This is a genomic window from Mesorhizobium sp. M0663, assembly GCF_040320585.1.
In the GTDB taxonomy this organism is placed as follows: domain Bacteria; phylum Pseudomonadota; class Alphaproteobacteria; order Rhizobiales; family Rhizobiaceae; genus Mesorhizobium.
Genome location: NZ_JAMYPX010000029.1, coordinates 1 through 26,071, shown reverse-complemented (window position 1 = coordinate 26,071; position 26,071 = coordinate 1). Strand labels below are relative to the sequence as shown.

The window sequence follows — 26,071 nt, the reverse complement described above, 5'->3', positions numbered from 1 at the left end:
GACCGTGCTATTGCCGGATCGTTGGTCCTCAGCCAGGGTTGTCCCGAGCTCGGCTACGTCGATCTCTCGGAACTTGCATCCGTCCGGACATGCGGTTTCCGAGTACGCGGCAGATGCCCGCCGACGCGGGAGGATCGTCGCCTAGCGGCGATCCATCTTGCCGACCCTTCCCAAGCAGGTTGTGAAATCGTGTTAGCATAAACTGGAACAAACGACGAACATTCATTGCTGGTTAGGACATTTGGTGCCAATCTGGCAAAAATCGACACAGCGAATGATTCGGCAGGTAGGCATGCGTAGCAGGAAACAGTCGGAATTCTCCAGGCTCCGGAATCAGGTCGGCATGACCATAGACCAGGCTGCAGAATTTCTGGAGGTTTCCCTTCGCAGTGCATATCGCTACGAAGACGGCGGAAGGGTTCCCAGACTAGCGCTGCGCACCTTGCGCGAGCATGCGAAAAAACAGACGGACAACCCTGCCGACGCAACCTTCCGCTTCATTGACCTCTTCGCCGGCATCGGCGGGCTTCGACTTGGGTTCGAGAGCATCGGCGGCCGGTGCGTATTCACCTCCGAGTGGGATCCAAACGCTCAGAAGACCTATGCGCTTAATTTTCGTGACAATCACGAAATCGGCGGTGATGTTCGGGAGTTTTCACAAGACCCTGGTAAAATCGATGATCATGATGTCCTTTTGGCAGGGTTTCCCTGTCAGCCTTTTTCACTGGCGGGAGTTTCAAAGAAGAACTCCTTAGGAAGGCCTCATGGTTTTCTGTGTGATACACAAGGGACACTTTTCTTTGATACGGCACAGATTATAGCACATCACCGACCAGCCGCATTTGTGCTTGAAAACGTCAAGAACCTTGAAAGTCACGACGGCGGAACAACCTTCAAGACCATCATCAATGTTCTGAGAAACGAGCTCCGCTATCATGTCCAGTACCGGGTTATAAGTTCAGAACCCTGGGTCCCGCAGAAGCGGGAGCGGATTTTCATTGTAGGATTTCGCGATCCCACTGATTTCGATTTCAGGGCGCTGAAACTTCCCGATCCCAAGACCGGGCCGAAGCTGAAAGACATCCTCGAGCCCCACGACGAGGTTGATCCGAAATACACCCTGACACCTCGCCTCTGGGAATATCTACAGGGGTACAAGGCGAAGCACCTGGCCAAGGGGAATGGATTCGGTTACAGCCTTTTCGGCCCTGAGGATGTTTCCCGAACGCTGTCTGCGCGATACTACAAAGACGGCTCGGAAGTGCTGATCGACCAGCCGGGCAAGCGTCCACGGCGTCTCACCCCCTTGGAGTGCGCCCGTCTTATGGGTTTTGACAGGGGCGACCGTCGTTTCCACATTAAGGTTTCAGACACGCAGGCCTATCGCCAGTTCGGCAATGCCGTGGTCGTGCCCGTTGTAGAGTTCGTTGCGAAAGCTATGCAGCCTCACATTTTGAAAGCCGTTGCCGCAAAACGCGGAACTGCCGCACAGCCCCACATTGTTCAGGCGATCACGCGTCCTGACCGCGAACCGGCGGCGGCATATGGCTGACGTCGTTGCTCCCGACGTCCGCAGCCGCATGATGGCGGGGATTCGCGGGACTAACACAAAGCCCGAATTGACCCTTCGCCGTGGACTGCATGCGCTCGGATTCAGGTTCCGCCTGCACGATCGTAAATTGCCCGGACGGCCTGACATCGTGCTTCCGCGCTATCGAGCAGTAATCTTCGCGCATGGTTGCTTTTGGCACGGCCACAACTGCCACCTGTTCCGGATGCCGTCCACACGGCCGGAATTTTGGGAGGCCAAGATTGTCAGGAACCGCGAGGTGGATGCTCGCGCTTTCGATGCCCTCGCAAAGCTTGGCTGGCGGCAGGGAATCGTATGGGAATGCGCCTTGAAGGGGCGCATCCGATTGCCGCTTGAGGATATCATCGGCGAGTGTGCCGCTTGGCTTATGTCGGACTCTCCGAGGCTGGAGATCAGGGGAAGGGAGTGACCATGCGGCGGGGGCTGCTTTCCGATCATTTCGAAGGTGTCGCGGCCAAGCGACTAGCGGCCGTAGATGCCAATCCCCAGTCTTCGAACCAGCACGAAGTTACCGGATCGGAACCTCTGGTTCGCATTCTTGGGGATCAGGATCGAAAAAGCCCGAGAGGCGGAGAAGACGACCGTTTCCCTGCCACCTACATCTGGCTAGGAGCCGAGCAGGAAGCAATCTCGGAGGAAGGGCGGCTGTCCTGGTACAACTCCAGGCGAAATGATCCAAAACGAGGTGCCGAGTGGCGACTCTACTACCAAGGGAATGCCGTCACCGAAATGATGCGGCCTGGCGATGTCCTATTCGTGGCCCGCAAACGCGACGACCATCTCCTGTTCATCGTGACGCCTGACGGCAGCACCATCCGGAACCAGCTACTTTGGCTTTTCGGCATGGACGATCAATTGGGGTTTCAGTTCGAATCCCAGGAGATTAGTGCCGACAACGCTGCCGAACTCGACTTCGCTGCTCGATACGTTCTTGACGAACTCGGCATTGAGCCGGAGGAACCGGAAGCTGATCGGCTTGATACCCTGATCGAGCGTTTCAGGTTGAAATTTCCGACAACGCGCGTTTTCTCGGAACTTGCGCGTTCCTCATTGCCGGATGTCTCTGCACGAGATTCTCCCGACGATGCTCTGGTCCTTTGGATGGAGAGAGAGGAACAGCTTTTCCGGCGCCTTGAGCGGCACATAGTTGCCGAGAGGATAAACACGGGTTTCGCATCGGACGACGGTGCGGATGTGGATGGATTTCTTGGGTTTTCCCTTAGTGTCCAGAACCGACGAAAGTCGCGGGCCGGGTCAGCCTTGGAAAATCACCTGGAAGCGGTCTTCAATGCCCACAACATCCGCTACGCGAGGGGCGTCGAGACGGAGAACAGAAACAAGCCTGATTTCCTGTTTCCGGGACAGGTCGAGTACCGGGATGCGGATTTCCCCGCTGCGAGGCTGACAATGCTGGGATCAAAATCGACCTTGAAGGACCGATGGCGGCAGGTGCTTTCCGAGGCAGTCCGGATTGATCAGAAGCACTTGTTGACCATGGAGCCGGGCATCTCGGAAAACCAGACAAACGAAATGCGGGCCAAGCAACTGCAACTTGTGCTGCCCAGGAAGCTTCACGAAACCTTCAAAGTGTCCCAGCAGGCTTGGTTGATGGATGTCGCAGGTTTCCTGGCGTTGGTTGCAATGAGGCAAGTGTAGACTCAAAGGTTGGCGGCAGGTGCCGCCTTAACGTGGTCCCTTCGTCGGAGTCAGTCGGTCCCGGTTCCCCGCTGGAGCGGGCGCTATGCTGAACCTCCTGCGGCTGCCATCGTCAACCGAGCTCAGGGCCGCGAATTTGCTTCGATGACCGCGCGGCTTGCATCCGTCTGGCGGACGCGCCGGCCATCTACGCTTTATGCGCTGCTCTTTTGTGAGTTAGCCATCGTGCCCATTTTCGTGACAGCCACGAAAATCGCTTGGATGGCCATGTATCGGACGACACCTCCCCTTGCCGCTTTGTAGAGCCCGTTCCACAATAGTCGAATGGGTGAGCCTTGCTGGAAAGTTAGAGGATCGGAGCTGGTTCGCGTAGCTGCAGACCAGTCCGAGAGCGTACCGTCGGCGGATGAAATTTACACCGCGCTTGTCGAGCGCCAGCCCGTGTGGGAAGGCATGCCCGCCGACGTGCCGGGCATCCGCATCTCGCGGTATCCTCTCGCTCCTGTTCTCACGATCAACCAAGGCGAGAATTGCGTGCCTGCCTACGCCTTGTCTGGCTCATCGCGCGGAATCGAGGTTCCGCTTTTGCCGGTCGACCTTGCGAGGGGTCATCTCCTGTACGACGGTGTATGGTACGCGGTCGATGCCGCGCAGGGGGAACTGCTTGGCGGACTGCTCAGCGAAACCGGCACAGGGCCCGGACCAGCCCGTTCGCTAAAGGGATTTCTGCATCTCAGGAAGAAGGCGCTGGAGGGCGGTCCAGTCGTGGACAACCTGGCAGACCAGGCAATCTCGCCATTGGCATTCACGCCTCCGGCCGTCCAAGCGCCGGCGGGCATCGTCGCCACGCTATATTCGTACCAGACAGCCGGGTGGCGATGGCTGCAGTTCCTGCTCTCCGAAGGCGTTGGCGGCCTGCTCGCGGACGAAATGGGACTTGGAAAGACGCTGCAGATCATAAGCGTGCTCAGCGATTCCGGATCTGGCTCGTTTTCGCCCTCGCTGATTTTCGCACCAGGCTCGTTGTTGGAGAACTGGCGTCGGGAGCTTGTGCGTTTTGCACCGGGCTTGCGCGTCCTCAAGCATCACGGTCCGCTTCGAACCGGGCGACCGGCCGAGCTTCAGGCGTATGATGTGGTGGTGACGTCCTACGACAGCGCCGTCCGGGACAACAGCCTGCTGAACATGGTCGCCTGGCGGGCGATCATCCTCGACGAGGCGCAGTACATAAGAAATCCGGACGCACAACGGACCCGGGCCGTAAAACACCTCCGGCGCGAAGTCGGTCTGGCTGTCACGGGAACGCCTGTCGAGAACCGGCTCCTCGACTTGTGGTCCATCATGGATTTTGTCCTGCCTGGATATCTAGGCGACAAGGCCTCGTTCGAGAAACATTATACGGAGGATGTTGACGGTGCTGCGCGTCTTGAGCCGCTTGTCTCGCCGCTGATGCTGCGGCGACGAGTGGCCGAGGTCGCGCAGGACCTGCCCGCGCGAATAGATATTCCGCAGGTCATCGAGCTGGAAGAGGCCGAAGCCGGGGCCTATGAGGCCATGCGCCGGGACATCGCAGACAAGTATGGTTCGGCAGCAACTCTCGTTGCCCTCACAACACTTCGCCAGTTCTGCGCGCACCCGGCGCTTCTTGATAAGGCGGGAGGCAACGATCCGATGGCCTTCAGCAAGTTCAGGCGCCTCGACGAGATCCTCGAGGAAATATTCTCCTTGGGTGAGAAGGTTATCATCTTCACCTCCTACACGCGCATGGCCGATATGATAGCCGTCCATGTACGCCAGCGCTTTCGCGCCTTCGCCGGCATCATCGACGGGCGGCTCCCCATCGATGAGCGTCAGACACTCATCGACCAATTCGGTGAGGTTCAGGGTGGTGCGGCCCTGGTGCTCAATCCGAAGGCAGGAGGTACAGGCCTGAACATCACTGCGGCAAACCACGTCATCCACTATAATCTCGAATGGAATCCGGCCTTGGAAGACCAAGCATCTGCACGAGCGCACAGGCGTGGCCAGGAGCTGCCTGTCACTGTCCATCGCCTGTTTGTGGCGGATACCGTCGAGGATGTTGTCCACGACCGTATGTCCCGCAAACGGGCAATTTCCGGGACGGCCGTCGTCGGCGTAGAGGGGCGCGATGAAGATTACGCCGACATTGTTGGCGCTCTTAGCCGCTCGCCAGTGAGGGAAATGGGGTGACAATGGTAGATCGCAGCATCGCCAAAGTGCTGAGCGCGAACGACACAGGGGACACCGGAGGCCATCAGGCCGGCATTCTCGTACCGAAGGAGGAGGGCATCCTCGCCTTTTTTCCGGAGCTGGACAGCTCCCTTTACAATCCGCGCTGTCACCTCACATTCGTCGACGAAAGCGGCTCATATTGGGAGTTTGCCTTCATCTACTACAATAACGCTTTGTTTAGCGGTACCCGCAATGAATTCCGGCTGACGAGAATGACCAAATATATCCGTCAGTCTGCACTCGTTCCCGGGGATGAGATAATACTTTCGCAAGACAGAGGGCAGTACCGTATCTCGCATCGACTCAAAAACCGAAGCGGACGCGCTGCGGGAAGCGTTCTGAAACTTGGCACCGGATGGCGAATAATCGACATTTGAAGGGGAGGACAAAGACATGGAAGAGATTGAGCTGCCGCCCGATCCGGAACGGATGATCGAAGGTCTGCGCGATACCGGTTATGAATTCGACACTGCCGTCGCCGACATCGTCGACAATTCCATAGCCGCCAACGCCACAAAGGTCGAACTTTGGCTCGCTGCCGACCTCCGCGGAAATATCAGACTCTCGATCGCTGACAACGGCGACGGCATGGACCGTGAAGGCCTGATCAATGCAATGCAGTATGGCTCGAAGGTACGGCCGAGCGCTGCCAGCCTCGGCAAGTACGGGCTTGGCCTCAAGACCGCCTCCACCGCTTTTTGCAAACGTCTCTCGGTGATTTCGCGGCCGGGCGGTGATGTTGCACCGCTAATGGCCACGTGGGATCTTTATCATGTTGCCAAGGCGCGCAAGTGGGCCCTTCTCCTTACCGACGAAGTGGACGAAGAGGCATTGGAACAGCTTGAGGCCGTCGGCCCGGGTCATGCCGGGACCGTGGTGCTCTGGGAGAAGGTGGATCGCCTTCTCAAGAGCTACCAGGATCCGACCGGGAAACATGCAAGAAAGGCCCTGGAGGCGAAGGAGGGCGGCCTCCGTGAGCATCTTGCGATGATCTACCAGCGTTTCCTTGATCCGGAAGATAACCGGGCCGGGAACGTCGAAATCAAGCTTAACGGTAAAGATGTAACCGCTTGGGACCCCTTCCAGCGTAAGCTTTCGGAGCTGGTCGCCCAGGAAACGGTGCCTACAGAATTGCCGGACGGTCGCGAAGCCAAGTTCGACGTTAAGGCATTCATCCTCCCGCGGCGAGAAGAGTTCCCGGACGACAGATTGGCGAAGGAGGCGATGCTTTCCAACGATCGGCAGGGCATCTACATTTACCGCGAGAACCGGCTGATTCATGCAGCCGACTGGCTCGGGATGTATCAGAAGGAGCCGCACCTCACCCTGCTGCGCGTTGAGTTTTCTTTCGACAACAAGCTCGACGACGCTTTCCACCTCGACATAAAGAAATCGCAGATCATCCTGAACGAGACGCTGTCGGAATATCTCAAGGAGCAGTTCCTGCCCGCTCCGCGACGAGAGGCTAACCGGCGTTCCCGTGAGGGCCAACAGGCCGCGATCGGCAAGAAGGGAGAGGGCGCGCACGATACCTCAAACGCCAATATCCGTAACCGGGAGGCGGCGGCCGGCGGGGCGAAGGTCAATGTGGCCGATCCGAACACTGGTGAGGCGCTGGTGCAGAATTCGCGCGGCTCATTCCGGCTCAAGCTGGCAATCACTTCGGCGAAGCGGCCCGGCGAGGTCTTTGTTCAGCCGGTCGAAGGAATCACAAACGGCTTGCTGTTCCAGCCCGCGCTCATCGAAGGACATCGCGCGGTTCAACTCAACACCACCCACCCCTACTATCACAAGGTCTACGTGCCGAACCTCAATCGCAGCGTCACTTTGCAGGGTCTCGATTCGCTGATGTGGGCGCTGTGCGTCGCGGAGCTGACGACTGTTCAGGATACGACCGCAGCACTCTTCGGTGACATGCGTTTCGAGGTTTCCCGCATACTGTCCAAGCTGGTGGAGGGTTTGCCCGATCCCGAGATAGAGCAGGATGTCGCTTGATGCACGGGCGCTAGCCGAGCGCGTCTCGTCTGAACTTGGACTGCCTTTCATCGGCAAGGAAGGTCGTGACAAGGATTCCGGCCGTTGGTTTGAACTCCAGCCGGCTGACCATCCTGCCGGACAGACCTTCTCGATCAAGACGACGGTCGGGTGGCGACGGCTTGAGGTGAACTTCAAGCCTGGCAACTTCGCGGGAGAGTTGCTCGGTGAGATGGGCCACGCCGACCCGGACGGACGTGCGGTATTCCGGGCTGTTCTCGACCTTTGCGTTGCCGACGGTGCCGAGATCGAGATGCGGGTCAATGGCGAACGGCAGCTCTATGTGACCCCCTCAATATGGGAAAGCGATTGGCGAACGATGGCGCTCACGCTTCGGCGAGGCATGCTGGCCATCAACGACGGGAACGAGGACGAGGATTCACGGTTGATTGAGCTGTGGACGTCACGCGCAGCAACCGCAATTCTCGCGCTGCTCCCTTTGGAACCCGCCCATGATGATGATGTCGTTCCGGAAGTGCAGGGTCTGCCGGAGGGCGCGCGTACCAAGGTTGAGATGAACAGATATGAACGGGACCGGCGAAACCGGGCTGCCGCGCTCACGATTCACGGTTACGCGTGCAAAGCCTGTCAGTTGAAAATGGACGAGCGTTATGGCGACGCCGCCGCCGGCCTGATCGAGGTCCATCACGTTACGCCAGTCTCTGAACTCGGGGCTGACTACATCATCGACCCCCGACGTGATCTCGTTCCACTCTGCCCGAATTGCCACTCGGTTGTTCATCGGCGCTCACCGCCATACTCCGTTGATGAACTAAGGATGATGCTCGGCGGAGCGGAAGTTCAAACGGCAAATTAACCTAGCCCGCGCCGGGCTGACGGTCTTTACCCTTTGTACGCTCCCCCTCTTTAGGGTGCGGGCCTATCGCCGATCGGGCGACGGGCGATCCTTTCGTGACAAGTCACAAAAATGGAGTCGCGAAACAAACTCAATGCGGGCTCGGGGGGAGCAATGTCGATCCTATTCTAGGCGCCGGCCGGCGCCACATGCGCCGCCAGCAGGGGCAGGTCCACGACCTTCCAGCCCTGTACCTGGGCCGCCGCGATCATCTGAGGCGTAGTCACGGCCTTTCGCGCCGCGAGCCCGAGCAACTCGCGGGGGCGGGTCACCGCGACGAATACGCTGGTGGCCGCGGTGAGCTTCACGCCGACGAAGCCCTGATCAGCTAAGCCGAAGGCCTGCGGCAGAACCGTCTCAAGGTCCATGCACTGCAGAGCTGCGGCAGTTCCCTTCCAGACTTGGCTCTCGACTACGAGGATGCCATCCACGGTCTTTCCCTTGACCGAGTGGATTGAGCCCATCCGGATGGTGAGGTCGCCGAAGACTGCTTCCTTCGTCGAGCGGGTCTGCCCCGCCACTAACGTCACCTTCTCGTTCTCCACAAACGCGCAGTAATCGGCGATGGCATCGGCGCCCTCCGGCATACCCCCGAGGAGTGGCAGCAACGCTTCGAGCAAGGCATGCCATGCGTTCGCTTCCCACGGAGCGTTGCCGACAAGCACGTTGTCACGAAACAGCCGACGAATACGACGCGGCAGCCCAAGGTCGCGGTGCGCCAGCACGGCCCATACGTTGTTCGCGTTGGCGGCACGCGCATTAGAGTCCGTGAGCCCGTAGCGTCGGGCAAGCTCGGCCAGCGCTGCGGCGAGCAAGCCGACGACCTCGGCGGGGCTCCTTTCGGCAGCGTGGTAAAGCGATGCCTTCTGAAATTGGCGGCAGAACAGACTCGCCTCGTCGCGCGATCCCGACTCACTGCGATAAACCGGATGGTAGTCGACCAGGCTCTTCGGCAACCAAGCACCCGCCTTGTGACCCGCAATGCTATGCCGCGATGCCACCGCCCATACGTTGCGTTGTGCGCAAGCGTCGCCCCAGAGCTCGCGCGCCTCGGCCGCGTAGGCCCCAATGACGTCCCCGATCGTCACCTCGTCAAACAGGAAGAGAACGCGCACGCCGGGACGCTGCACCTCGCAGACGATCTCCTGCTTGGCCCTCGCAGTGAGCCGGCTCGCGAACGAGGCGATCTCCGCGCCGAACCTCCGCGTCCCATCGAGCGGGATCACGCCGGGACCCGCAGTCCAATAGTCAGCGGGCGACAGCGCATCGTCCTCGTAGAGAGTCTGGTTCTGGTCACCGAGACGCTGAAACGCGGTAATGCCGTCCTTGAACAGGGCCTCAAGCAGCTTCAGCTGGTCGCCGTTCGTGTCCTGCGCCTCGTCCAGGATCACGAGCGGAAATCTTGCCCGTAGCCGCGCGGCGAGGCCGGGAGTCGTCGCCAGCGCGCGCTGTGCAAGGGCGGTCATGTCGGCGTAGCGATAGAGACCGCTCCTGACCATCGCGGCCTTTAATTGGGCGAGTGCAATGCCGCAGGGCTTGTCGGCATGGTGCTGACCCTTCCGACGGCGCACCGCGAGAGTGTCGGGATCTGTCCCCGCATCGATGAAGTCCGGCGAAAGATCGAGGCCCGTGACCCAGCTTTCGACAGCGCGCTTACTGCCGTGCTTGGCCTTGTTGGCTAACCAATCGAGCGCTCCCCAGCCCCCATAGCGCCGAAGCGCTTCGGCTGCGAAGACATCGTCATCGATCTGACGGACGTTCCAACCCAGCCCGCGGAGGTAAGGCAGCGCGATGAACTGGTTGATGAACGCCGTGACGGTTCCGGTGAAGTGGGGATAGGCCATGAAGCGCACGGCGAGCGGGTGCTTGGCCAGAAGGTCCTCAACCTCGGTGCGCGCGGCATTGGTATGCGATATGACGCAGATGCCCTGGCGGCGGCTGGTCCACGTGCGCGACAGCAATGCGAGCTTGGCGGCGAGCAGCGTGGTCTTGCCATTGCCCGGAGCCGCCTGGATGTCGCAGGGCCCCTTGTTTTCGAGAAACGACTTCTGCGCCTCGTGGCTGAAATCGCAGCCACCGAGTTCGATACCCAAGGCATCGAGCAGTTCCGGCGTGACAGGGGCAATCTCAAACATCACTTAGGCGCCCGCGCCCGGCGCGCCGCCTGTCACGAAGTCGATCGCCGCGACGAGATAGGGCGGCAATGCCGCGCGCATCTGTTCCGGCGTATCGGTGCGCTTGCACAAAATCGCCGCCAACTGCTCCGCGACCTCGGCCTTGGACGCCCGCTTGTTGAACACCGGATCGTAGATCTTGACCGCGATGTCGGTGTCCGAAAGCGTCGGATCTGCCTTCCATGTGGTATACGATGCCTTCGCGGTCGCGCGGATCTCTGCGAGATGGGCTGGGTCTCGGCTCGTCGTCTTGGAGAGTTGAATGGCGAGATGCACCGATTCCGCCAAGTCGGGTCGCAACGCCAGATCAAACTCAAGGGTCCAGCACCCTGCTATGAACGCCTTAACCGGAGATCCAACGTCGCGGCGCAACATTGTCATGTGGGCGAGAATCTCTTCTTGGGTCCACTCGTCCTCGGTGGGGCGCGTGCCGACCAAGCCCTTGGCCTCCTTGGGCGGAATGTCGCGATCCGGGATCAACGCGACCGGCACGCCGATTTCAGGGTCGGCAGTGCGCTGGAGGATCCGACTATAGCGGAATAGGCCGCGGTGGCCGACGTTGACGATCGATACACCGTGCCGGCTGAGTGGGCGACCGATCTTCTCGGCGAGCGCCGGCAGGAGGAGGTTCTCGCCGTCGCCTTCCACGACGATAAGCGCGCGAGCGAAGAACAGGTTCGCCTTGGTCGCATCGAGAAAGCGGCGAAGGAAACCATAGTCGTCGGCGTGGAGCCGCGTGTGCCCGTTTCCCAGCGGGAACGCGCGATGATCGACGATCATCGTCATTGCGTCGAGGTCAGCGCCGGCGGCAAGCTGGGGGCTATGTGTGGTGAGCAGGATTTGGACTTGCTGGACGTCAGCCGCCTGGGCCGCGTCGGGCTTGGCTGCGCGCGCAGCGAGAACCTCCATGAAGAGCGTCTGATGCTGCGGATGGAGGTGCGCTTCCGGCTCCTCGATCAATAGAAACGATACCTGATCTGGGTGCGATTGCAGCAGCAGCAATTCAGCCGCCATGAACAGCAAGTTGTTGTAGCCGAGTCCCCGAAGCACGCGCTGCCCGCCCCCCTTTGAATTGAGGTAGAGCTCGAGGCGCTCGAGAACCTGATCAAAGGAGCCCTTGGCACCGAGATCGAGGGTTGCCGCGAGCGGATCGTCAATGAACGAGAGCTTATCCAGGAAGCTGGTGTTGACCTTGTTCTGGATATCGACAATTGCGGCATTCTCGCGCACCGCGTCATCTGCGCCGACGAGTGTGTCGAAGAGTGTCGCCTCCCCGCCGACTTCGGCCGACTTGGACTGCGGTCCCATCGCTGGCATCGCGCCAAGGATTCGCGACAGGCGCGAACGCTTTCCCGACCGGAGCTCGCGCTCGGCATCGCGCAGCGGTTTGAGATATGTCGCCTTGAGATACTCGCGGAGCTCCCCGTCGAGCGACAGCCCCTCGCCTTCGGCACCGGCGCGATTTTGACTGCTGACGATACTTCCTCCGCCCGGCGAGGAACGCATCGCACCACGCATGCAGACGTGCAGGCGGAGTTTTCCCTTCTCGTTCGTGCACCATTCGAGGAAGCGGGCTTCCTCGTCGGGTGTCAGGTCATCGAATGTGCAACGGGCGATGAAGTCGCATGTCCGGTTGCCTGCGGCATCGACGTGGAAATCGTTGAGATCGGGCCGGACGTAGTCATCGCCACGCGTCCACAGCACGTAGCGCGCAGCATCGATGATTGCGCTCTTTCCTGCATCATTGGGGCCGACGAGTATATTGAGCCCAGGAGACAACTTGAGACGGAGCGGCATCGAGGGGGCAAAGCAGCGGAAGCCGCTCGCGAAGATTTCTGAAATGTACAACGTGGTTCCCCCCAACTCGCTTTTTACGCGAATCCAACCGTCGGTCATCATGCGCAAGCTGGGCTGAAAGACAAGGCGAGGCTACGCGCTTCCGTCCGCTTCACTTTCCTCGTCGATCGTCCGCACTGGCAGATACGCGTTGGTTTCCAGCCACTCGCGCAGGACATTTTGAATGAGGTCCGAGCTGCCAATTCCCATTTCGGCGGCAATGGAGCCGAGTGCATCAGCCGTCGCCGGCTCCAGCGGTACGCCTGCCACGTTTCTAAGCATCAATGCAGCGCGGCGAAGAATGATCTGAAGATCCGCCCGTGACATGTCTGCAATTCGATCTGCCGCACTTTCGAGTTCCTCCGCAATAGACAGGCGCTTCATTGCTTTGGGCATCCTTTCGGGATCCGTCAGTACCGATCCACGGCTCGTCCTGTTTATCCAGGTGTACCTCCGCCTCCTGGCACCGAAAAAGCTGGCGCGGTTGGGCCTTTCTTCGTTGGAGGTGTTGATTGCGTCGGCGCAATTGGCTCTGGTGCGGTTCCGTCACCTTGCCTTAGCTCCTCTGGAACCGCAGGCGGTACAACTGGCTGTTCAGCTGGCACAAGAGCTTCAGCAGGCATTCGGTCGTCAACCTTTGCCCTCTGCGGCTCCAGTTGTTTAAGCCGCTCCTTCAATGCGCTTAGTTCTACCTGGAGGCTTATGACATCCTTTTTACTTACTCTTTCATCGAGAAGCACGGAGGGGCTCAGATAGGCGGTAAGTATCTGGATTATGGCGAATAGAAAGGCAATGCACGTGACCCAGATCAGCCCGCGATTTTGCATATGCGTTACTGCCGTAACTCCGGCATGATCCGCAATCTTTGAGCTATCGAGAAAGGTTTTAGGGAAAATGGACGCTGCTGCTCCCTGTAGACTCTTCAGATACGCAGCCTCTGTCGGAGCTTTCCGCAACTTATCGTTTTGAACGGGGTCGTGCTCGAAGAAGCTGACGCGCAGGAATGGGTCGCCTTCGGAAATGGGATGATCGTTCCTGCTGAAATTGAGCAGGGTAGTCGAAACTGGGCCATCCCAGCCAGGATCGACGATTCCCACTGTAAGAGCCCAGATGCCCTTGCTGGTAAGCCCCGTCTTGTAGGTCACGTGGCCCGTGATATTGCCGGGAAGATTGAAGACCTCCGCTGACGCGACCTGGACAATATGATTTTGTTTGAGCGTGAAGGGTCCAGAGACCTTTTTGCCTTCGTGGTCGTAGATGCTTCCAACGGTGAGGTCGAAGCTTGATCCCTGCAGAACGGGATCGCTGCCCTCCCGAAAAAACTTCTTCGGGTCAAGAGCACCTGCTGCTAGTAGTGTCATATTCTCCCCCTATGTTTCTCGTAGCAGTTGATATCTTGGTGGGTCTGCCATGGCAATTTCCGATTCTGATCGACGATTTCTCCTACGATGCGAGGAGGTGAAGGAAGGAAGCCATGATCCTCACAGGAAGGTCGGAGTCGTGATCGTTGATCAAGAGGAGCAAACCCTTTCCTCTGGAACCAATGCTCCTCCGGCCCAACTTGGCTTATCGCTTTCGGATAGCCACAGGTCGATCGCCAGCGATCCGGATTGGAAGTACTTCATGCTGGAACATGCAGAGCGGAATGCAATTAATGCCGCCCGTGACAATCGATTGAGCCTACAGGGGGCCACGATGTACGGATCGCTCTTCCCATGTGCCGACTGTGCACGCGCAATAGTCGCCGCCGGCATTTCGCGTCTTGTGGTGCCTAGCCCCGGCGGAGATCCCGCCCGCGACACCAAATGGCTGAATCACTATCGGTACGCACACAGAATGCTGGAATTGGCGGGAGTACACGTAGATATGGTGCCCAACGACAATCCCACGAAGGCTGGGGGCACTGGATCGACCGGAAAAAGGCTTTCGAACATGGCTGGTCTGCGAGAACCTTCTGCCTCATAACTCGTCATCAAAGCCGTGGGGCCATTGCCCGCAGCCGCGCCTAGCCCGTCATCCCGTCAGCGACCAGACCGCCAATACTCTTGCCTCATCAGTGACATGCGCAGCGGCGGCAGCCTCCAACCCCGCTAGCTCGTAGACCCGATCGTCCTCCGCCCCAAGCCCTTCCTCCTTGGGATTGAGCGATGACAACGGATGCAGCGGTCGCCCTGTCTTGAGTGCCTCCTGTTCCAGACGTAACTTTCGCTCTTCCCTCTCGGCTATGAGCACCTTGGATATTCGATCGAGGACCTGGCGGTGGCGTGCGGGCTAGCCGCCGAGGAAATCCAAAACATCGAGTCGGGTCTGAGGTACAACAAGGGCTATCGTGATCGGATCGCGAGGTCGCTTTCCCTACCTGCGGGAATTCTTGAGGCCGAGTCGGACATTTCGGCTGCTGCGTGATGAATGGCAAGTGGAGTTGAATATCCGCTGCCTTATGACGTGTAGTTTGCGACGGACAGTCGAAGCATTGAACCATGCGCTTCCGACCGGATGCATGGAATGTTGGAGGTGCTGCCAACGTCGTTGAGTCCCTCCTTGGGATGGCCGGCCGCGGCTGCGGCCCAAAGGACCGCGGGCGTTTGACCGGCCTCCAAGTCACTCTTGCCTATCCTGCCTCCGGCTGCCTTCGTCTTTGAAAGACAACGTTAGCGTTTCGTGCAACTTGCCGAGTGTGCCGTCCTTGCGAAAGCGAATCCCCTGGACGACGAAGGTGACATGCCCGTCGCTGGGGTAGAGCGAAGTCCCGATGACCGAAAGCCGTAATAGCCGGCCGCGGCTTTGCGAGGTGACGATGTCTCCGGGCCCGATTCCGAGGATCGATCGGGCCAAATCGGATCGCTCGGCCTCGAGCTCCTTCTCCCAGCGTTCCAGTTCATCCTCAAGATGCCGCCAAGCCTCCCGCGCGGTCTGAAAGGGCCGCTTTTCCCCAAACCAGATCCGGTCCGCCACAGCCAGGATCTCGCCAGGAACTTCCCGCTCCATCTCATAGGCGGCACGGCTCATCATTTCATGGACCCGCTCGGCCTGCAGAAGTGCGTGAAGGCGCTTGTGATATGGTTTGACCGTTGCAGCGGAAATCACCGGCGACAGGGCGGCCTCTCGGACAGGCATGAAATCAATCGGCATGACGGCGCGCAGGCCGATACGACCTGTAGCGAACCCCTCCGGCGGATCTTCCTCGCGCCAAGCCTTGCGGCTCCATTCGACCCAGATCTCGCTTGCCGAAACGCAGAGCCAGCTGTCCAGAAACAGCTGCGAATCCGGCCCATAGAGATGATGCGCGGACCAGGCATGATCGGCTGCCGTCAACGGCATGACCACATGCTGGAGCTTTTGATCCCGCACCATTCTGGCAAGCATCGCGATCCGCTCCTGCAGTCGTGCTGTCAGACGGACGAAAATGACAGGCCCGCTCGCAACGTAGGAGTGCCGCGTGCCTTCGGTTTCGAAGAGCAGCAGTTGCGCTCGCGCCAACGGTAGCAGCCGTTCCACGAGTCTCGCCGCACTGCTCTGGACAGAGGTTCCCCAGCGTGTGGCTATCCTACCTTCCTCGACCCAGTTCTGGGCACGACCCTGGATGAGGAGAAGGATCTGAGCTGCAAGGTCCGCATCGAGGTCCGGCAGCCTGCTTCCCCTAGGGTGTGCCGTGCGGACATCGATGCCGCGGCCGGACAGATCGGCCAATGCCGCCAAATAGAACTCCCGTTGCAGTTTCGAAAACGATTCCGCTGCTCTTTCGCGCGCAACCTCCCGGCGTCTGGTTTCAAGCTCCTCTCGGAAAGCGGCCAGTGGGCGGCGCAACGTCTGCCCAGCCTGTACGCGGGCCCAATAGCCGCGCGGAGGCTTCGGCACCTGCAGGCGCGTGCACAGTTTTCCGATCGCCACATCTGACAGGCCAAGATCCCTGCCGATCTCGCGGGTCGGTTTCTCCCAAACCAGCGCAAACAATTCCTCTCGGGAGAGTTCTCGTCGTGCCATGTTACCTCCATCCGGCAACGGCGCGCGACAGCCGGCAACGCGCATATCTGCAACGAGTTGGTCGGCCGTCGCCCGCCGTTTCAAGAAAGCTCGAGTTGTCAGATTGCAAGACTCATCTGAACTTCTTGCGAGACCAGTTCAGCCTCAAGCGAGGAGATCGTCATGCCAAGCAGCCGAATTCCCTTCTCGACTGGAAAAACAGGATCGAGGAGGCAAAATGCCATGTTCTGTAGCTCAGCTTGGCTGCGGATGATCTGCTGACTGGTTCGCCGCCGCGTAATCTGGCGGAAGTCGGCATACTTGACCTTGAGCGTCACCGTGCGCCCATGGATTTCGTTGTTTTCGCAATACCGCCAGACCTTTTCTATGAGCGGACGCAGCCCTTCGTGCGCCTCCGCTATCGTGAACAGATCCCGCGCAAACGTATCCTCCGCTCCTACGGACTTGCGGACGCGATCAGGGTGCACCGGTCGCTCGTCGATGCCACGCGATATCCAGTAATAATATGGTCCGGCCTTGCCGAAATGTTCCTGCAGGAACGGCATTGTCTGCGCCCGCAGATCGGCGCCGGTATGGATTCTGAGCCGTTCCATCTTCGAATTGGTGGCAGGACCGATGCCGTGGAATTTCTTCACCGGGAGCACTTCGACGAAGCTCGGCCCCATCTTTGGCGTGATAACGAATAGCCCATCAGGCTTGCCCTGATCGGAGGCCATCTTGGCGAGGAACTTGTTGTAGCTGACACCGGCTGAGGCGGTAAGGCCGGTCTTCGCCTTGATCTTCGCCCGGATCGCCTCGGCGATCTCGGTTGCCGTGGCGAACCCGTGCATGTTTTCGGTCACGTCGAGATAGCCCTCGTCCAGCGAAAGCGGTTCGATCAGCGGCGTGTGCTCGGCGAAGATCTCCCGGATTTGCTGCGAGACCGCCTTGTAGACGTCGAACCGGGGTTTGACGAAAATCAGATCAGGGCATTTGCGCCTCGCCGTCACGGAGGGCATCGCCGAGTGAACGCCGAACTTGCGAGCCTCATAGCTCGCAGCTGCGACCACGCCACGTTCGAGGGGGTGCCCGACGGCGACCGGTTTGCCCCGCAGCTCCGGGTTGTCGCGCTGCTCTACCGAAGCGTAGAACGCGTCCATATCCACATGGATGATCTTGCGCTGCAGCGCAGGCCTCTCAGCCCCGGCAGCTTCGCTTGTGACTGCGTCTTCCATGACTCGCCTGCCTCGATTACCGGCTCACCTCCATATGCCTCTCATCCGCGCGCCGACGTCGACCTTGACCTGCCGTACCTCTGAGCGGCCGGTCTGACAGGCCACAGCGATCGGCCGACGACGTTTGCCTTAGGTGCGGCGGGCTTCTTTTGCTTACGCCATCCGAAGGAGTCCGATAGTTACGTCGGGGGAAGCCGCTCCAGATTGCCAATCGTCTTCCTGTTGAGCTGCATGCCGGTCTATTCGGAATCTGGCCGGGATGCTTCTATTGCCAGCACATCCAAGGCCTCAATCTCCTGCATCACCTTTCCGGCGATACCCTGCAAGTCGCCGTACATCCCGACCGTCGATTCGATCACGCCCTGGATCTGAGCCTCCCGCTTGGCCCACAGGCGTGTTGTGGCCTTGCGTTCCTTGGCCAGGTCCTCCTGCATATCAGAGAATTTTTCGACGATCGCCTCGACGCGATGCCGGAACCGGGGACCGGTCAGATATCCATAGACCTGCTCCATCTTGGTAGCTTGACCGTCCTGGGCGAGGCGGGAGTTCGCCAGCTCGATGAGGGATTGCCGGAGCATAATGGCGATCGGCATCGCGCATTTGGGATGAGCGACATAGACCCCGTCCAGAAGATCGAAGGTTTCCACACCGGAAGGCAGAGCTTCCGAGATCATCAGCGCGATATCCGCTTTGGCGGCCCGTTGATCCGCCCTGAGCTTCCCCAGCCAACCCTGGCTCCAGTTCTTGGTGCGTTTCGATTCCCACAAAATGGCGCCGCACGGCTGGCCAGCCGGTCCGACCACGCGGTGCAGGACATCGCCGCCGAACTCACCCTTTGCAACCGGTTCAATGATGTCCATCGGGAACCGGCTGGCAATGAGGGCTTCCAGCTCGAGCTCCAGAACTTCACCCTGCAGCTGCTGGGAACCCTGTTCCGCACGGCGCTTCAGCTCCTCAATCTGGCGCTGCATGCCGGCGATCTGTTCTTCTTTTTCCGCAACCTTCATTTTGAGGCCGTCTTCGGCCTCGGATCTCGCCTTGACGCGAACGGCATCCAATCCCTGCTGGATCTTCCTTTCGATAGTCAGCGCCATCTCCCGCTTCTCGTCGTCAAGCGCGCGCTGCTTTTTCAGGAATTCTGCCTGTTGCTGCCGGGCCTCGGTGAGCTTTTCGTCGCGCGCCTTCAACGTCGCCTCGAGCTCGGCAAGCTTCTTGTCTTTGTCCTCCAGGTCTACAGAAAGCAGCAATTTTGCCTTGCGAGCCTCCTCGACCGCGATTCCGGCACGCTCAAGCATAACTTTCTCGGCCACCTGGCTGTCGATGTCCTCTTTGGCGGCAGCGATCGCCGCCTGCTGGCGCCTAAGCTCCTCCTCTCTGGCCGTCATCGACGCGTTGCTCTGCGCCAGGCGCGTTTCGTATTCTTCGCGCGTGGCGGCAATCAAAGAGGCCGCGAGCGACTCATTGAGCTTGATTTCCGTCTTGCAGCTTGGGCAGCTGATTGTCGGTTCATTGAGAATCCTGTCTCCCTGCAGCATGGCATTAGTGGGCTGGACGGTCATTTGCGCGCTGCCTCCCCTGAGGAATCTGTTGAAAGACACGCCAGACTATATCTCGCCAGGCGTTTTCGTAAAAGAACAAAGAGTGAACTGATGGGTTTTCCCCCGCCGCAAGCCAGGAAGGCGCGACGTACGCACCGGGCCAATTAAGGTAAGCGGTGACCATGTCGTCCCTGAGAGGCTAAATTAGTCCTCCCATTGGAGATTGGCAGTCGGTCACCAGCTAACGCCCATCCGCGTGGGACGCCGCTGCTGTGGCGGAACATTTATGCCCGGTTGCGGAATACCCCGTGGGTTTTCGATAATCAGGTCAGAAGAGGAAACCGACCACGGCAGTTATTATGGCCGCAAAGGCCGCGCCAGCCAGCACGGAACTTAAGAGGACTTGCCCGAAGTTGCTTCGATGGTCAGCACGTTCGCTATGCCGTGTAGTATTCGTACCGTTCATCGCTTCGCCTGAGAACATGCTGATGAACGTGATCACAATTAGCGCGATCACGAAGAGCCACCAATTCCATGTCCAATACATGGTATGCGCCCGCTTCCACCACGGACAAGGTAACACACCTATGATGCAAAATCACCGGCGCTGCCGTTCTAGGGCGCTCTTAATTTTGCCCCGGAAGCAGTGTTTGCTGCGGCGAAAGACAACCAAATCGAGCGCGTCGTACACGCAAATAGTTTCCTGCTAGAATCAAATCTTCAGGATAACTTGACATGCTTGCCCCGGGGCCGACGACTGGATCGCTCGGATGGATGTTCAGGAGAAAGCAGTTATCGACGTGTCAGATCGGATGCACCTCGACGTGCAGGATGATGCCATCACGGCGGAAGTTGAGCGACTTCGAGGAGCTATCTACGTCGACGATTCCGGAAATCCCGGTGTCGAGTCTGGGTCGGACTTCCTGCCCTCCTCGCGCAAATCTTGGACTGCCGTGATCGTGCCGTCGGCGATCGCCGGCATCGTTCAAGGCGCCATGGATATCTTCCTGACGGGCGTACGCGACGAGTTTGGCGCCGAGGAATTGCACTTCACCAATATCTACAGCGGCGAGGGGCCGTGGAAGTCGGTCAGCCCCCATAGACGTGCGGAGATGATCGGCATCATGGCGGATCTCATGGATCGACTCAGCCTCCCCATCGTGCACCAGACCGTCAGCGACTTTACACTGCTTGATCATCCGGATTTTCTGCGCTCCCTTGAAGGCAAGCGTGTCGGCGGCTGGAATCTGGAAGACATATCTCACTTCGGACTCTTGCTGCTTTGCTCGCAGGTTTCGAAGCACATCCGCACCATGAAGGACGATAGCCCCCAGGACTTCGAACTTCCTCTCCCCCTCTACGTCGACGAAGGGGTCATGGCTGCGGGCGGCGATCGCAAGTTGCCGAACTGGTCGGACGTAATCGAGGGGCCGAAGGCGTGCTTCCGCAGATCTGCGGATGTCCCGGGTATACAGCTGGCCGACTTCGCTGCCTTCATCATCACCCGGTCGCAATGGGTCGCGGTCAAAAGGAACCCGGGGCCAGTGTTCGGCAGGGCCGACGAGCTAATCCTACGCGCCGCAGCGGGACTTAACATACTGAATCTGCCAATGCGTAGCACGACGCCGGGTGAGCTTGAGCGAGGGAGCTATGAGGACTGGCTTTCCGCCGATAGGGCGTTTACCAGAGCAGCGACCCGAAGGGTGACGAGGGGTTTGGCAAGTTATTTGCTATCATCATCTGTTTCGTTTTCTTCCTGGGTGCACTGCAGGTTGCTTATGAAACGGTGTCTGGCTGGTACCAAAACGTCATCCAGTGGAGCAGCCAAACGCTGGCTTTTTTGGCCGGCTCTTGGCCGTTCTGATAGTTCCGAGCCCCTGGCGCGCAAGTCTTATGCGAGGCTATGCCACGTCATGACTTCAATCTACCGGTGAAGCGTGAGCTCGCGATGCGGGCGGCGCATTTCTGCTCGAACCCACATTGCCTTCGGTTGACCGCAGGTCCTCGATCGGGCGGCCAGCGCGGCCTCGGAAGCGGCATGCCGACCATATCTGTGCGGCGGCCGAGGGCGGCCGCGGTACGATCCGGACCAAAGCGAAACTGAACGCCGGTCGGGCACCGACGGTCGTTGGCGGTGCCGCGAGTGCGGCGATAAGGTCGATAAGGATAGCGGTGGCTTCCGAGCCGAGCAGTTGCGCACTTGGAAGCGCGATCATGAGACTATGATCCGCGAAGTTCGCCAACGCGGATGGTCGAACACCATCGAGCTTCTTCGGTCAGGCCAGATGGCGCCCGCCTGCGAGAGATCATTCGCCCTATTCGAGGACCGCCGGACCTTCTGGGCCAGCTTCGACGCGGAGTTCCCCGATCGCGTGCGGTTCCCCGATCGCGTGCGGATGTCACTTGAGGACCTTCGGCATGATCTCACCCGGCTACGTCGCGATTGCGCTGCCGGCAGCCCGCTCGACACCGTGATCGTCGCGCTCGGGCAGACGTTCCGGCACTTCTTCGATGCCGTCGGACGGTTCGACCTCACTACCTTACGATGCGACAGCGGCGATCCGTATTGGCGGGCGTTTGAATCCGCGATCAGAGCGCTTCGCAAGTCCGTGGGTTATCAAGTCAACGCCCCGCAGACTCCTATGGGACCCGCTTCAGGGCGAGTTCGCCGCCTACCTTCCTCAGATGTCAGGCGCGGACGGACACTACCTAGGATTTCACGCCCAGGCTACTGCCGACGAGCTTGATCCCCGTTTGGGCAGACAGCCGGCTCAGGCCTGGACGGTCGAAGAAGCTCTGAAGGGCGTTCGGCCCACCGCAAATCCTGTCAACGTGGCGGTATCGTCGTCGCCTCGGACAGCGCACTATGGCACTATGCGCCCATCGCGAGTCTTCACTGGGTGAGCTTGGCGTGCTGTTCATTCGAGACTACCCCGGCATCAATGCCGTCAAAGTTTGACGGATTTTCCTTAAGCCGGGCGATGTCTATGAAACTATCACGCAATCCTGCCCCATGGTCTTTCATGAGGCCAACGATCGATCGCTTCCGCTAGGCCGCTGGTTCAGCAACGTTGGTCCGGTATGCGAGCGTCAACTACGTCATCACCACGAGACACCAATTTGGACATCCCTCGTGGCGCAAGCGTTCCAATGGACATACTCGACACGATCAGGATAGGGAGCGGCAAGGGGCGACTTTCAAACATCCCGCTAAAGCACTGCATCTTCGAACTTTCGAATTTGGACGAGGAGCAGCACGACATCCTCCTTTTCGAGGCGGCCGACACTTGGAAAACCCAGCATTCGGACCAGCCGTTTTTCTATCCTCTCGCGCCATTTTCAAAAGTCGATCGGGTCAAGTCCTTCTTGGTCGGCTACCCGACGATCGAAGGCGTGATGGATGAGTACCTGGAAGATTTCGTACCGGAACAACCCGGCTCCATGGTCATAATCCGGAAACTCTGCATCAGATGGCGCGCCGCATGCGGTCGTCCGCAAGCTGGCGTAGGAAATCGAGAAACACCGGGCGGAATATTCCGTTATGCCCGTCGACGACCTCCTTTGACGCCTCGACAATCCAGAAGGGATTAGAGGCGTCTCCCGCAACGTGCTGCAGATGCGCGCCGTCGGAATAGGTGCGTTCCCAGTGCTCTTGCAGGACGCCATCCCGCCGCCATTGCTCGTTGAAGACCGTGAAATCGGCATTCTCTTTCGCCAAATCCGGGCCTTCCTTCCGGCCTTCATATTTAGCGGTGGCCGGCGCAGCGGCAGGCTGCACTGGCGCGGTGAGGCGGTGCGTCCTCAGCCATTTGATGTGGCCGATGGTATTCAAATTGGCGTCGCGCTGCGCATGGTCGGTTATGCCGTCGATCTTTATTCTGCGTACCGCCTCGAACCACGTTCCGAACCAGCGCCCGATCGGGAACGTGATGCCTGTCGCCCAGTCGTTTGCAGCGGTGACGGCCATGAAACAAACGCGCTGCCCGGAAGGATATCCGCCACGGGCCAACGCCGCAGTGACGAGAGGCTGGTAACGCGTGGCTTCGAACGCCGGATTGACGAGAATGATCAGGTCGCCAAACGGACGCACGACTTTCTTTGGGCGGGCAATGCTTTCGATCAGATATTCGGCGACGGCCGAGAACAGGACCAGCGCCCCGAACGAGTGACCGGCAAGCACCAGCCGCGTGCCCAGCCCTTGCTCGATTTGCTCGTCGGAAAGGTTGCGGTTCCGTTCCCTCTGGTGCCTGCGGACCAGTGCAAGGATTTCCCGGACGGAACCGACCGCAACGCGAAAAGCCGTGCTCATGCGCGTGTAGAAAGTGGCGTAGCTCAGCATGCCGTGCAGGCTCAGGCCGCGCCAGCCAATGTAGATGCCGAGTATCTTTTTCTTGTGCGTCCTGCCGATTTCACTTTTGGCTGCATCGCGCAGGAGAGAGCGGAAAGAGTGAAGATTGTCGTCGGTGGCAGCAGCGTTGTGGCGCCAGCCGTGGATGAAAACAAAAATTGCGAGATCTTCTGCCTCAAACTGGCGCAGGTGCGCCTCAAGAGCATTGCGAGACTCTGGCTTGTGATACCAGCCCTGGTCGTCGAATTCGATGACTGCGAGATCGTAAGCATCCTTCCGGTCAAAAGTGGCCCTATCCCATCGCGGCGCGTTGGGCTCCCAGAAGAAGTCGAACAGGCCGGGCCGCCTAGTCATGATACGGCTTATATCACTACTCAAGGCAAGCGTCTCGCCGGACGTTCGTACTTATATCGCTCTAAAGTGGGAATGTTGGCGGGGGTGCCGGTGACGTTGCCCCCAGTTTCTATCCAGTTTTGAGTTCGTTTCCGGCGTGGGTTGTGCCCTGCTGGGCGGGTGAAGCGACGGGCGCTGGCGCGGAGCCTTTGGCATAGCGCAGCGCGAGCGACCGTCGCGGATTGAAGGTGGTAGCGAACTCGGCCGGTGTCTGCCAGGCGAGTTGGGAGTGCGGCCGCGCAGTGTTGTCACGACGAGAGAACGCCCACGGGACCGAGGAACGCAAGTTTCTTTATCCATGGCATCCCTGGGCCGGGCGTTGTGTTCACGTTCATGAGGTGATCGAGAAGGCTGACCGGGAGGTTTTCCGCTGCAGTCTCTCTGGCCACGCCTCCGATCGGTGGCTGGAGGTTCCGGCCTGGATGTTTGATCGCGCGGTCTGCACCGCGTGGCGCATTGCCGCTGCCCCACATGTCGATCCCAGAACGCTTGGCGTCTTGGTGACACTGCTGCAGGACGCGACGGCCAATTCCCACACCCCATCGCAATTGGAGGTTTCGGGCGCAGCATCGGATCCTCACGACGCGAATCGGGGAGAGGTCCATGCCGCGCCAGCCCACGACATATCAGTTCGATCTGTTCTCCAACCCGCACGATGCGGAGACCGCGCAGATGCCACCATGGCAGGCGCTGCCGGAAGAGACGCGCCTGACGCTGACAAAGCTGATGGTGCGCCTGATCCTCGACCACGTCGACGGCGAGCGCGCCGTTCCACGGGAGGAGGCACGCCATGATGCATGAGAAGATCCGGCCCCACCATCTGGAGCGAAAGGCGATCCTTTATGTGCGGCAGTCCTCGGCCCATCAGGTTCTGCACAATCGTGAGAGCAGCGCCCTGCAGTATGCGATGCGCGATCGCCTGGTCGCGCTCGGCTGGTCTTGCATCGAGACGGTCGATGACGATCTCGGCCGCTCTGCTGCTGGCGGTGTCGCGCGAGCGGGCTTCGATCGGATGGTCGCAGCAGTCTGTCTCGGCAAGGTTGGGGCGGTTGCGGCGCGGGAGGTATCGCGCTTCGCCCGCAACAGCCGCGACTGGCAGCAGCTCATCGAGATGTGCCGCGTCGTCGATACCGTGCTGATCGACCAGGAGACGGTCTACGCACCGCGCCAGGGCAATGACCGGCTGCTGCTGGGATTGAAGGGCAGTCTCAACGAGTATGAGCTCGATCTTCTGCGTCAGCGCTCCTTGTCGGCCCGCTATGAGAAGGCCCGGCGCGGTGAACTCGTCGTCGCTTCCCCGGTCGGCTTCGTGAAGGTCGGCGACCGGCTGGAGAAGGATCCCGACCGTCGCATGCAGGAGGCCATCACCCTTGTGTTTGACAAGGTGGCGGAACTCGGCAGTGCCCGCCAGGCCCTGCTCTGGTTCCTCGAACATGGGCTGGATTTGCCTGCCAAGCGCAACAATGGCGATGTGGTCTGGCGCAGGCCAAGCTATGCGACCATCCACCGAATGATCGAGAACCCGATCTACGGCGGCGCCTATGCCTATGGTAAGACTCGTGCTGCGTCGGGATATGATGCAACAGCCATTCGTTCGCGCAGCCGCCGTAAGGCGCGTGATGAATGGCTGGCGCTGATCCCGGGTGCACACGAAGGCTACGTCAGCTGGGAAAGGGCGGAAGCGATCCGCAAGATGGTGAGCGACAACGTGCCCACGAGCCGGCATCACGGGGCGCCCAAGCATGGCGACGCTCTGCTCGCCGGCCTTGTCCGCTGCCGGCGCTGCGGCCGCAAGCTGACGGTCCGCTACACGGGAACCAAGCACAACATTCCGCGCTATTCCTGCTGGCGTGGTCTGCTTGACAATGGCGAGCCGCGTTGCATCGCCTTCGGTGGACTACGCGTCGACGACGCCATCGAGGAAGCTCTTCTGCGGGTTGTCGAGCCGGCAGCGATAGCCGCGGCCGTCGAGGCCGAAGCGCAAGCGGCCAGTCGCCGCGATCAGGTCCGCGATGCTCTGATGCGCGATCGCGAGGCGGCACGCTACAACGCCGATCGGGCGTTCCGGCAATACGACGCCATCGATCCGCAGAACCGGCTGGTCGCGGCGGAACTGGAGTTGCGATGGAACCGGGCGCTTACGCGTGTCGGCGAGATCGAGAGCAGGATTGCCGCGCATGCTGCCTCGACATCG

General features: G+C 59.8%; 20 protein-coding genes and 1 pseudogene. 12 read left to right on the top strand and 9 right to left on the bottom strand.

The window, feature by feature from the left end:
• The first annotated feature begins 343 nt into the window (after positions 1-343).
• The 7 genes from dcm to NKI54_RS29970 all read left to right on the top strand — a co-directional run bounded on the left by dcm (position 344) and on the right by NKI54_RS29970 (position 8,351).
• Positions 344-1,552 (top strand): DNA (cytosine-5-)-methyltransferase, encoded by a 1,209-nt coding sequence (dcm, locus tag NKI54_RS30000; protein WP_352693280.1) that lies wholly within the window; start codon positions 344-346, stop codon positions 1,550-1,552.
• Positions 1,545-2,000 (top strand): very short patch repair endonuclease, encoded by a 456-nt coding sequence (locus NKI54_RS29995; protein WP_352693278.1) that lies wholly within the window; start codon positions 1,545-1,547, stop codon positions 1,998-2,000. The genes dcm and NKI54_RS29995 overlap by 8 nt, the downstream gene beginning before the upstream one ends.
• Positions 2,001-2,002: 2 nt before the next feature.
• Positions 2,003-3,247, top strand: a complete 1,245-nt coding sequence (locus NKI54_RS29990) for a type II restriction endonuclease (RefSeq protein WP_352693317.1) — start codon at positions 2,003-2,005, stop codon at positions 3,245-3,247.
• Between the two features lie 534 nt (positions 3,248-3,781).
• A complete protein-coding gene (locus NKI54_RS29985) occupies positions 3,782-5,458 on the top strand; it encodes a DEAD/DEAH box helicase (protein WP_352693276.1) in 1,677 nt (558 codons plus the stop codon).
• A gap of 2 nt (positions 5,459-5,460) precedes the next feature.
• Positions 5,461-5,877, top strand: coding sequence for an EcoRII N-terminal effector-binding domain-containing protein (locus tag NKI54_RS29980; RefSeq protein WP_352693274.1), 417 nt, complete (start codon positions 5,461-5,463; stop codon positions 5,875-5,877).
• Between the two features lie 16 nt (positions 5,878-5,893).
• The gene (locus NKI54_RS29975; protein ID WP_352693272.1) at positions 5,894-7,495 is read left to right on the top strand and encodes an ATP-binding protein; all 1,602 of its coding nucleotides are present in this window, start codon (positions 5,894-5,896) and stop codon (positions 7,493-7,495) included.
• The gene (locus tag NKI54_RS29970; RefSeq protein ID WP_352693270.1) at positions 7,485-8,351 is read left to right on the top strand and encodes an HNH endonuclease; all 867 of its coding nucleotides are present in this window, start codon (positions 7,485-7,487) and stop codon (positions 8,349-8,351) included. Before NKI54_RS29975 ends, NKI54_RS29970 begins: the two co-directional genes overlap by 11 nt.
• A gap of 167 nt (positions 8,352-8,518) precedes the next feature.
• Here NKI54_RS29970 and NKI54_RS29965 read toward each other — a convergent pair whose 3' ends face one another.
• From NKI54_RS29965 to NKI54_RS29950, 4 genes are read right to left on the bottom strand one after another with little or no spacing between them, the layout of a single operon-like run.
• A complete protein-coding gene (locus NKI54_RS29965) occupies positions 8,519-10,525 on the bottom strand; it encodes a UvrD-helicase domain-containing protein (RefSeq protein WP_352693268.1) in 2,007 nt (668 codons plus the stop codon).
• Between the two features lie 3 nt (positions 10,526-10,528).
• Positions 10,529-12,463: an ATP-dependent nuclease gene (locus NKI54_RS29960; RefSeq protein ID WP_352693266.1), complete on the bottom strand. Its 1,935-nt coding sequence runs from the start codon at positions 12,461-12,463 to the stop codon at positions 10,529-10,531.
• Positions 12,464-12,493: 30 nt separating this feature from the next.
• On the bottom strand, positions 12,494-12,784 hold the full coding sequence (locus tag NKI54_RS29955; RefSeq protein WP_352693264.1) for a hypothetical protein: 291 nt from the start codon (positions 12,782-12,784) through the stop codon (positions 12,494-12,496).
• Between the two features lie 53 nt (positions 12,785-12,837).
• On the bottom strand, positions 12,838-13,761 hold the full coding sequence (locus NKI54_RS29950) for a dCTP deaminase/dUTPase family protein (protein ID WP_352693262.1): 924 nt from the start codon (positions 13,759-13,761) through the stop codon (positions 12,838-12,840).
• A gap of 49 nt (positions 13,762-13,810) precedes the next feature.
• Between NKI54_RS29950 and NKI54_RS29945 the strand changes: the two genes are divergently transcribed.
• A complete protein-coding gene (locus NKI54_RS29945) occupies positions 13,811-14,365 on the top strand; it encodes a deoxycytidylate deaminase (protein WP_352693260.1) in 555 nt (184 codons plus the stop codon).
• A gap of 636 nt (positions 14,366-15,001) precedes the next feature.
• On the opposite strand, the gene NKI54_RS29940 is transcribed toward NKI54_RS29945, so the two are convergent.
• The 3 genes from NKI54_RS29940 to NKI54_RS29930 form a co-directional block, all read right to left on the bottom strand.
• A complete protein-coding gene (locus NKI54_RS29940; RefSeq protein ID WP_352693258.1) occupies positions 15,002-16,384 on the bottom strand; it encodes a hypothetical protein in 1,383 nt (460 codons plus the stop codon).
• Positions 16,385-16,482: 98 nt separating this feature from the next.
• Positions 16,483-17,598 carry a DNA polymerase IV gene (gene dinB, locus NKI54_RS29935; RefSeq protein WP_352693256.1) on the bottom strand — a complete coding sequence of 372 codons (1,116 nt, stop codon included), beginning with the start codon at positions 17,596-17,598 and terminating at the stop codon, positions 16,483-16,485.
• A gap of 239 nt (positions 17,599-17,837) precedes the next feature.
• Complete coding sequence (locus NKI54_RS29930) at positions 17,838-19,157, bottom strand: DUF2130 domain-containing protein (RefSeq protein ID WP_352693254.1); 1,320 nt, start codon at positions 19,155-19,157, stop codon at positions 17,838-17,840.
• Between the two features lie 749 nt (positions 19,158-19,906).
• Between NKI54_RS29930 and NKI54_RS29925 the strand changes: the two genes are divergently transcribed.
• Together NKI54_RS29925 and NKI54_RS36580 are read left to right on the top strand one after the other, a co-directional pair.
• Positions 19,907-21,070: a DUF3800 domain-containing protein gene (locus NKI54_RS29925; protein WP_352693252.1), complete on the top strand. Its 1,164-nt coding sequence runs from the start codon at positions 19,907-19,909 to the stop codon at positions 21,068-21,070.
• A 288-nt stretch (positions 21,071-21,358) separates the two neighbouring features.
• The gene (locus NKI54_RS36580; RefSeq protein WP_502898271.1) at positions 21,359-21,883 is read left to right on the top strand and encodes a DUF6650 family protein; all 525 of its coding nucleotides are present in this window, start codon (positions 21,359-21,361) and stop codon (positions 21,881-21,883) included.
• A 719-nt stretch (positions 21,884-22,602) separates the two neighbouring features.
• On the opposite strand, the gene NKI54_RS29920 is transcribed toward NKI54_RS36580, so the two are convergent.
• A complete protein-coding gene (locus NKI54_RS29920) occupies positions 22,603-23,838 on the bottom strand; it encodes a hypothetical protein (RefSeq protein ID WP_352693250.1) in 1,236 nt (411 codons plus the stop codon).
• A gap of 109 nt (positions 23,839-23,947) precedes the next feature.
• Positions 23,948-24,124, bottom strand: a pseudogene (locus NKI54_RS29915) (IS3 family transposase); the annotation flags it as partial.
• A gap of 356 nt (positions 24,125-24,480) precedes the next feature.
• Here NKI54_RS29915 and NKI54_RS29910 point away from each other — a divergent pair.
• Positions 24,481-24,678 (top strand): hypothetical protein, encoded by a 198-nt coding sequence (locus NKI54_RS29910; RefSeq protein WP_023722661.1) that lies wholly within the window; start codon positions 24,481-24,483, stop codon positions 24,676-24,678.
• Positions 24,668-26,071 (top strand): recombinase family protein (locus NKI54_RS29905; protein ID WP_352693248.1); only part of this gene is annotated, 1,404 nt, incomplete at its 3' end. The genes NKI54_RS29910 and NKI54_RS29905, both read left to right, overlap by 11 nt.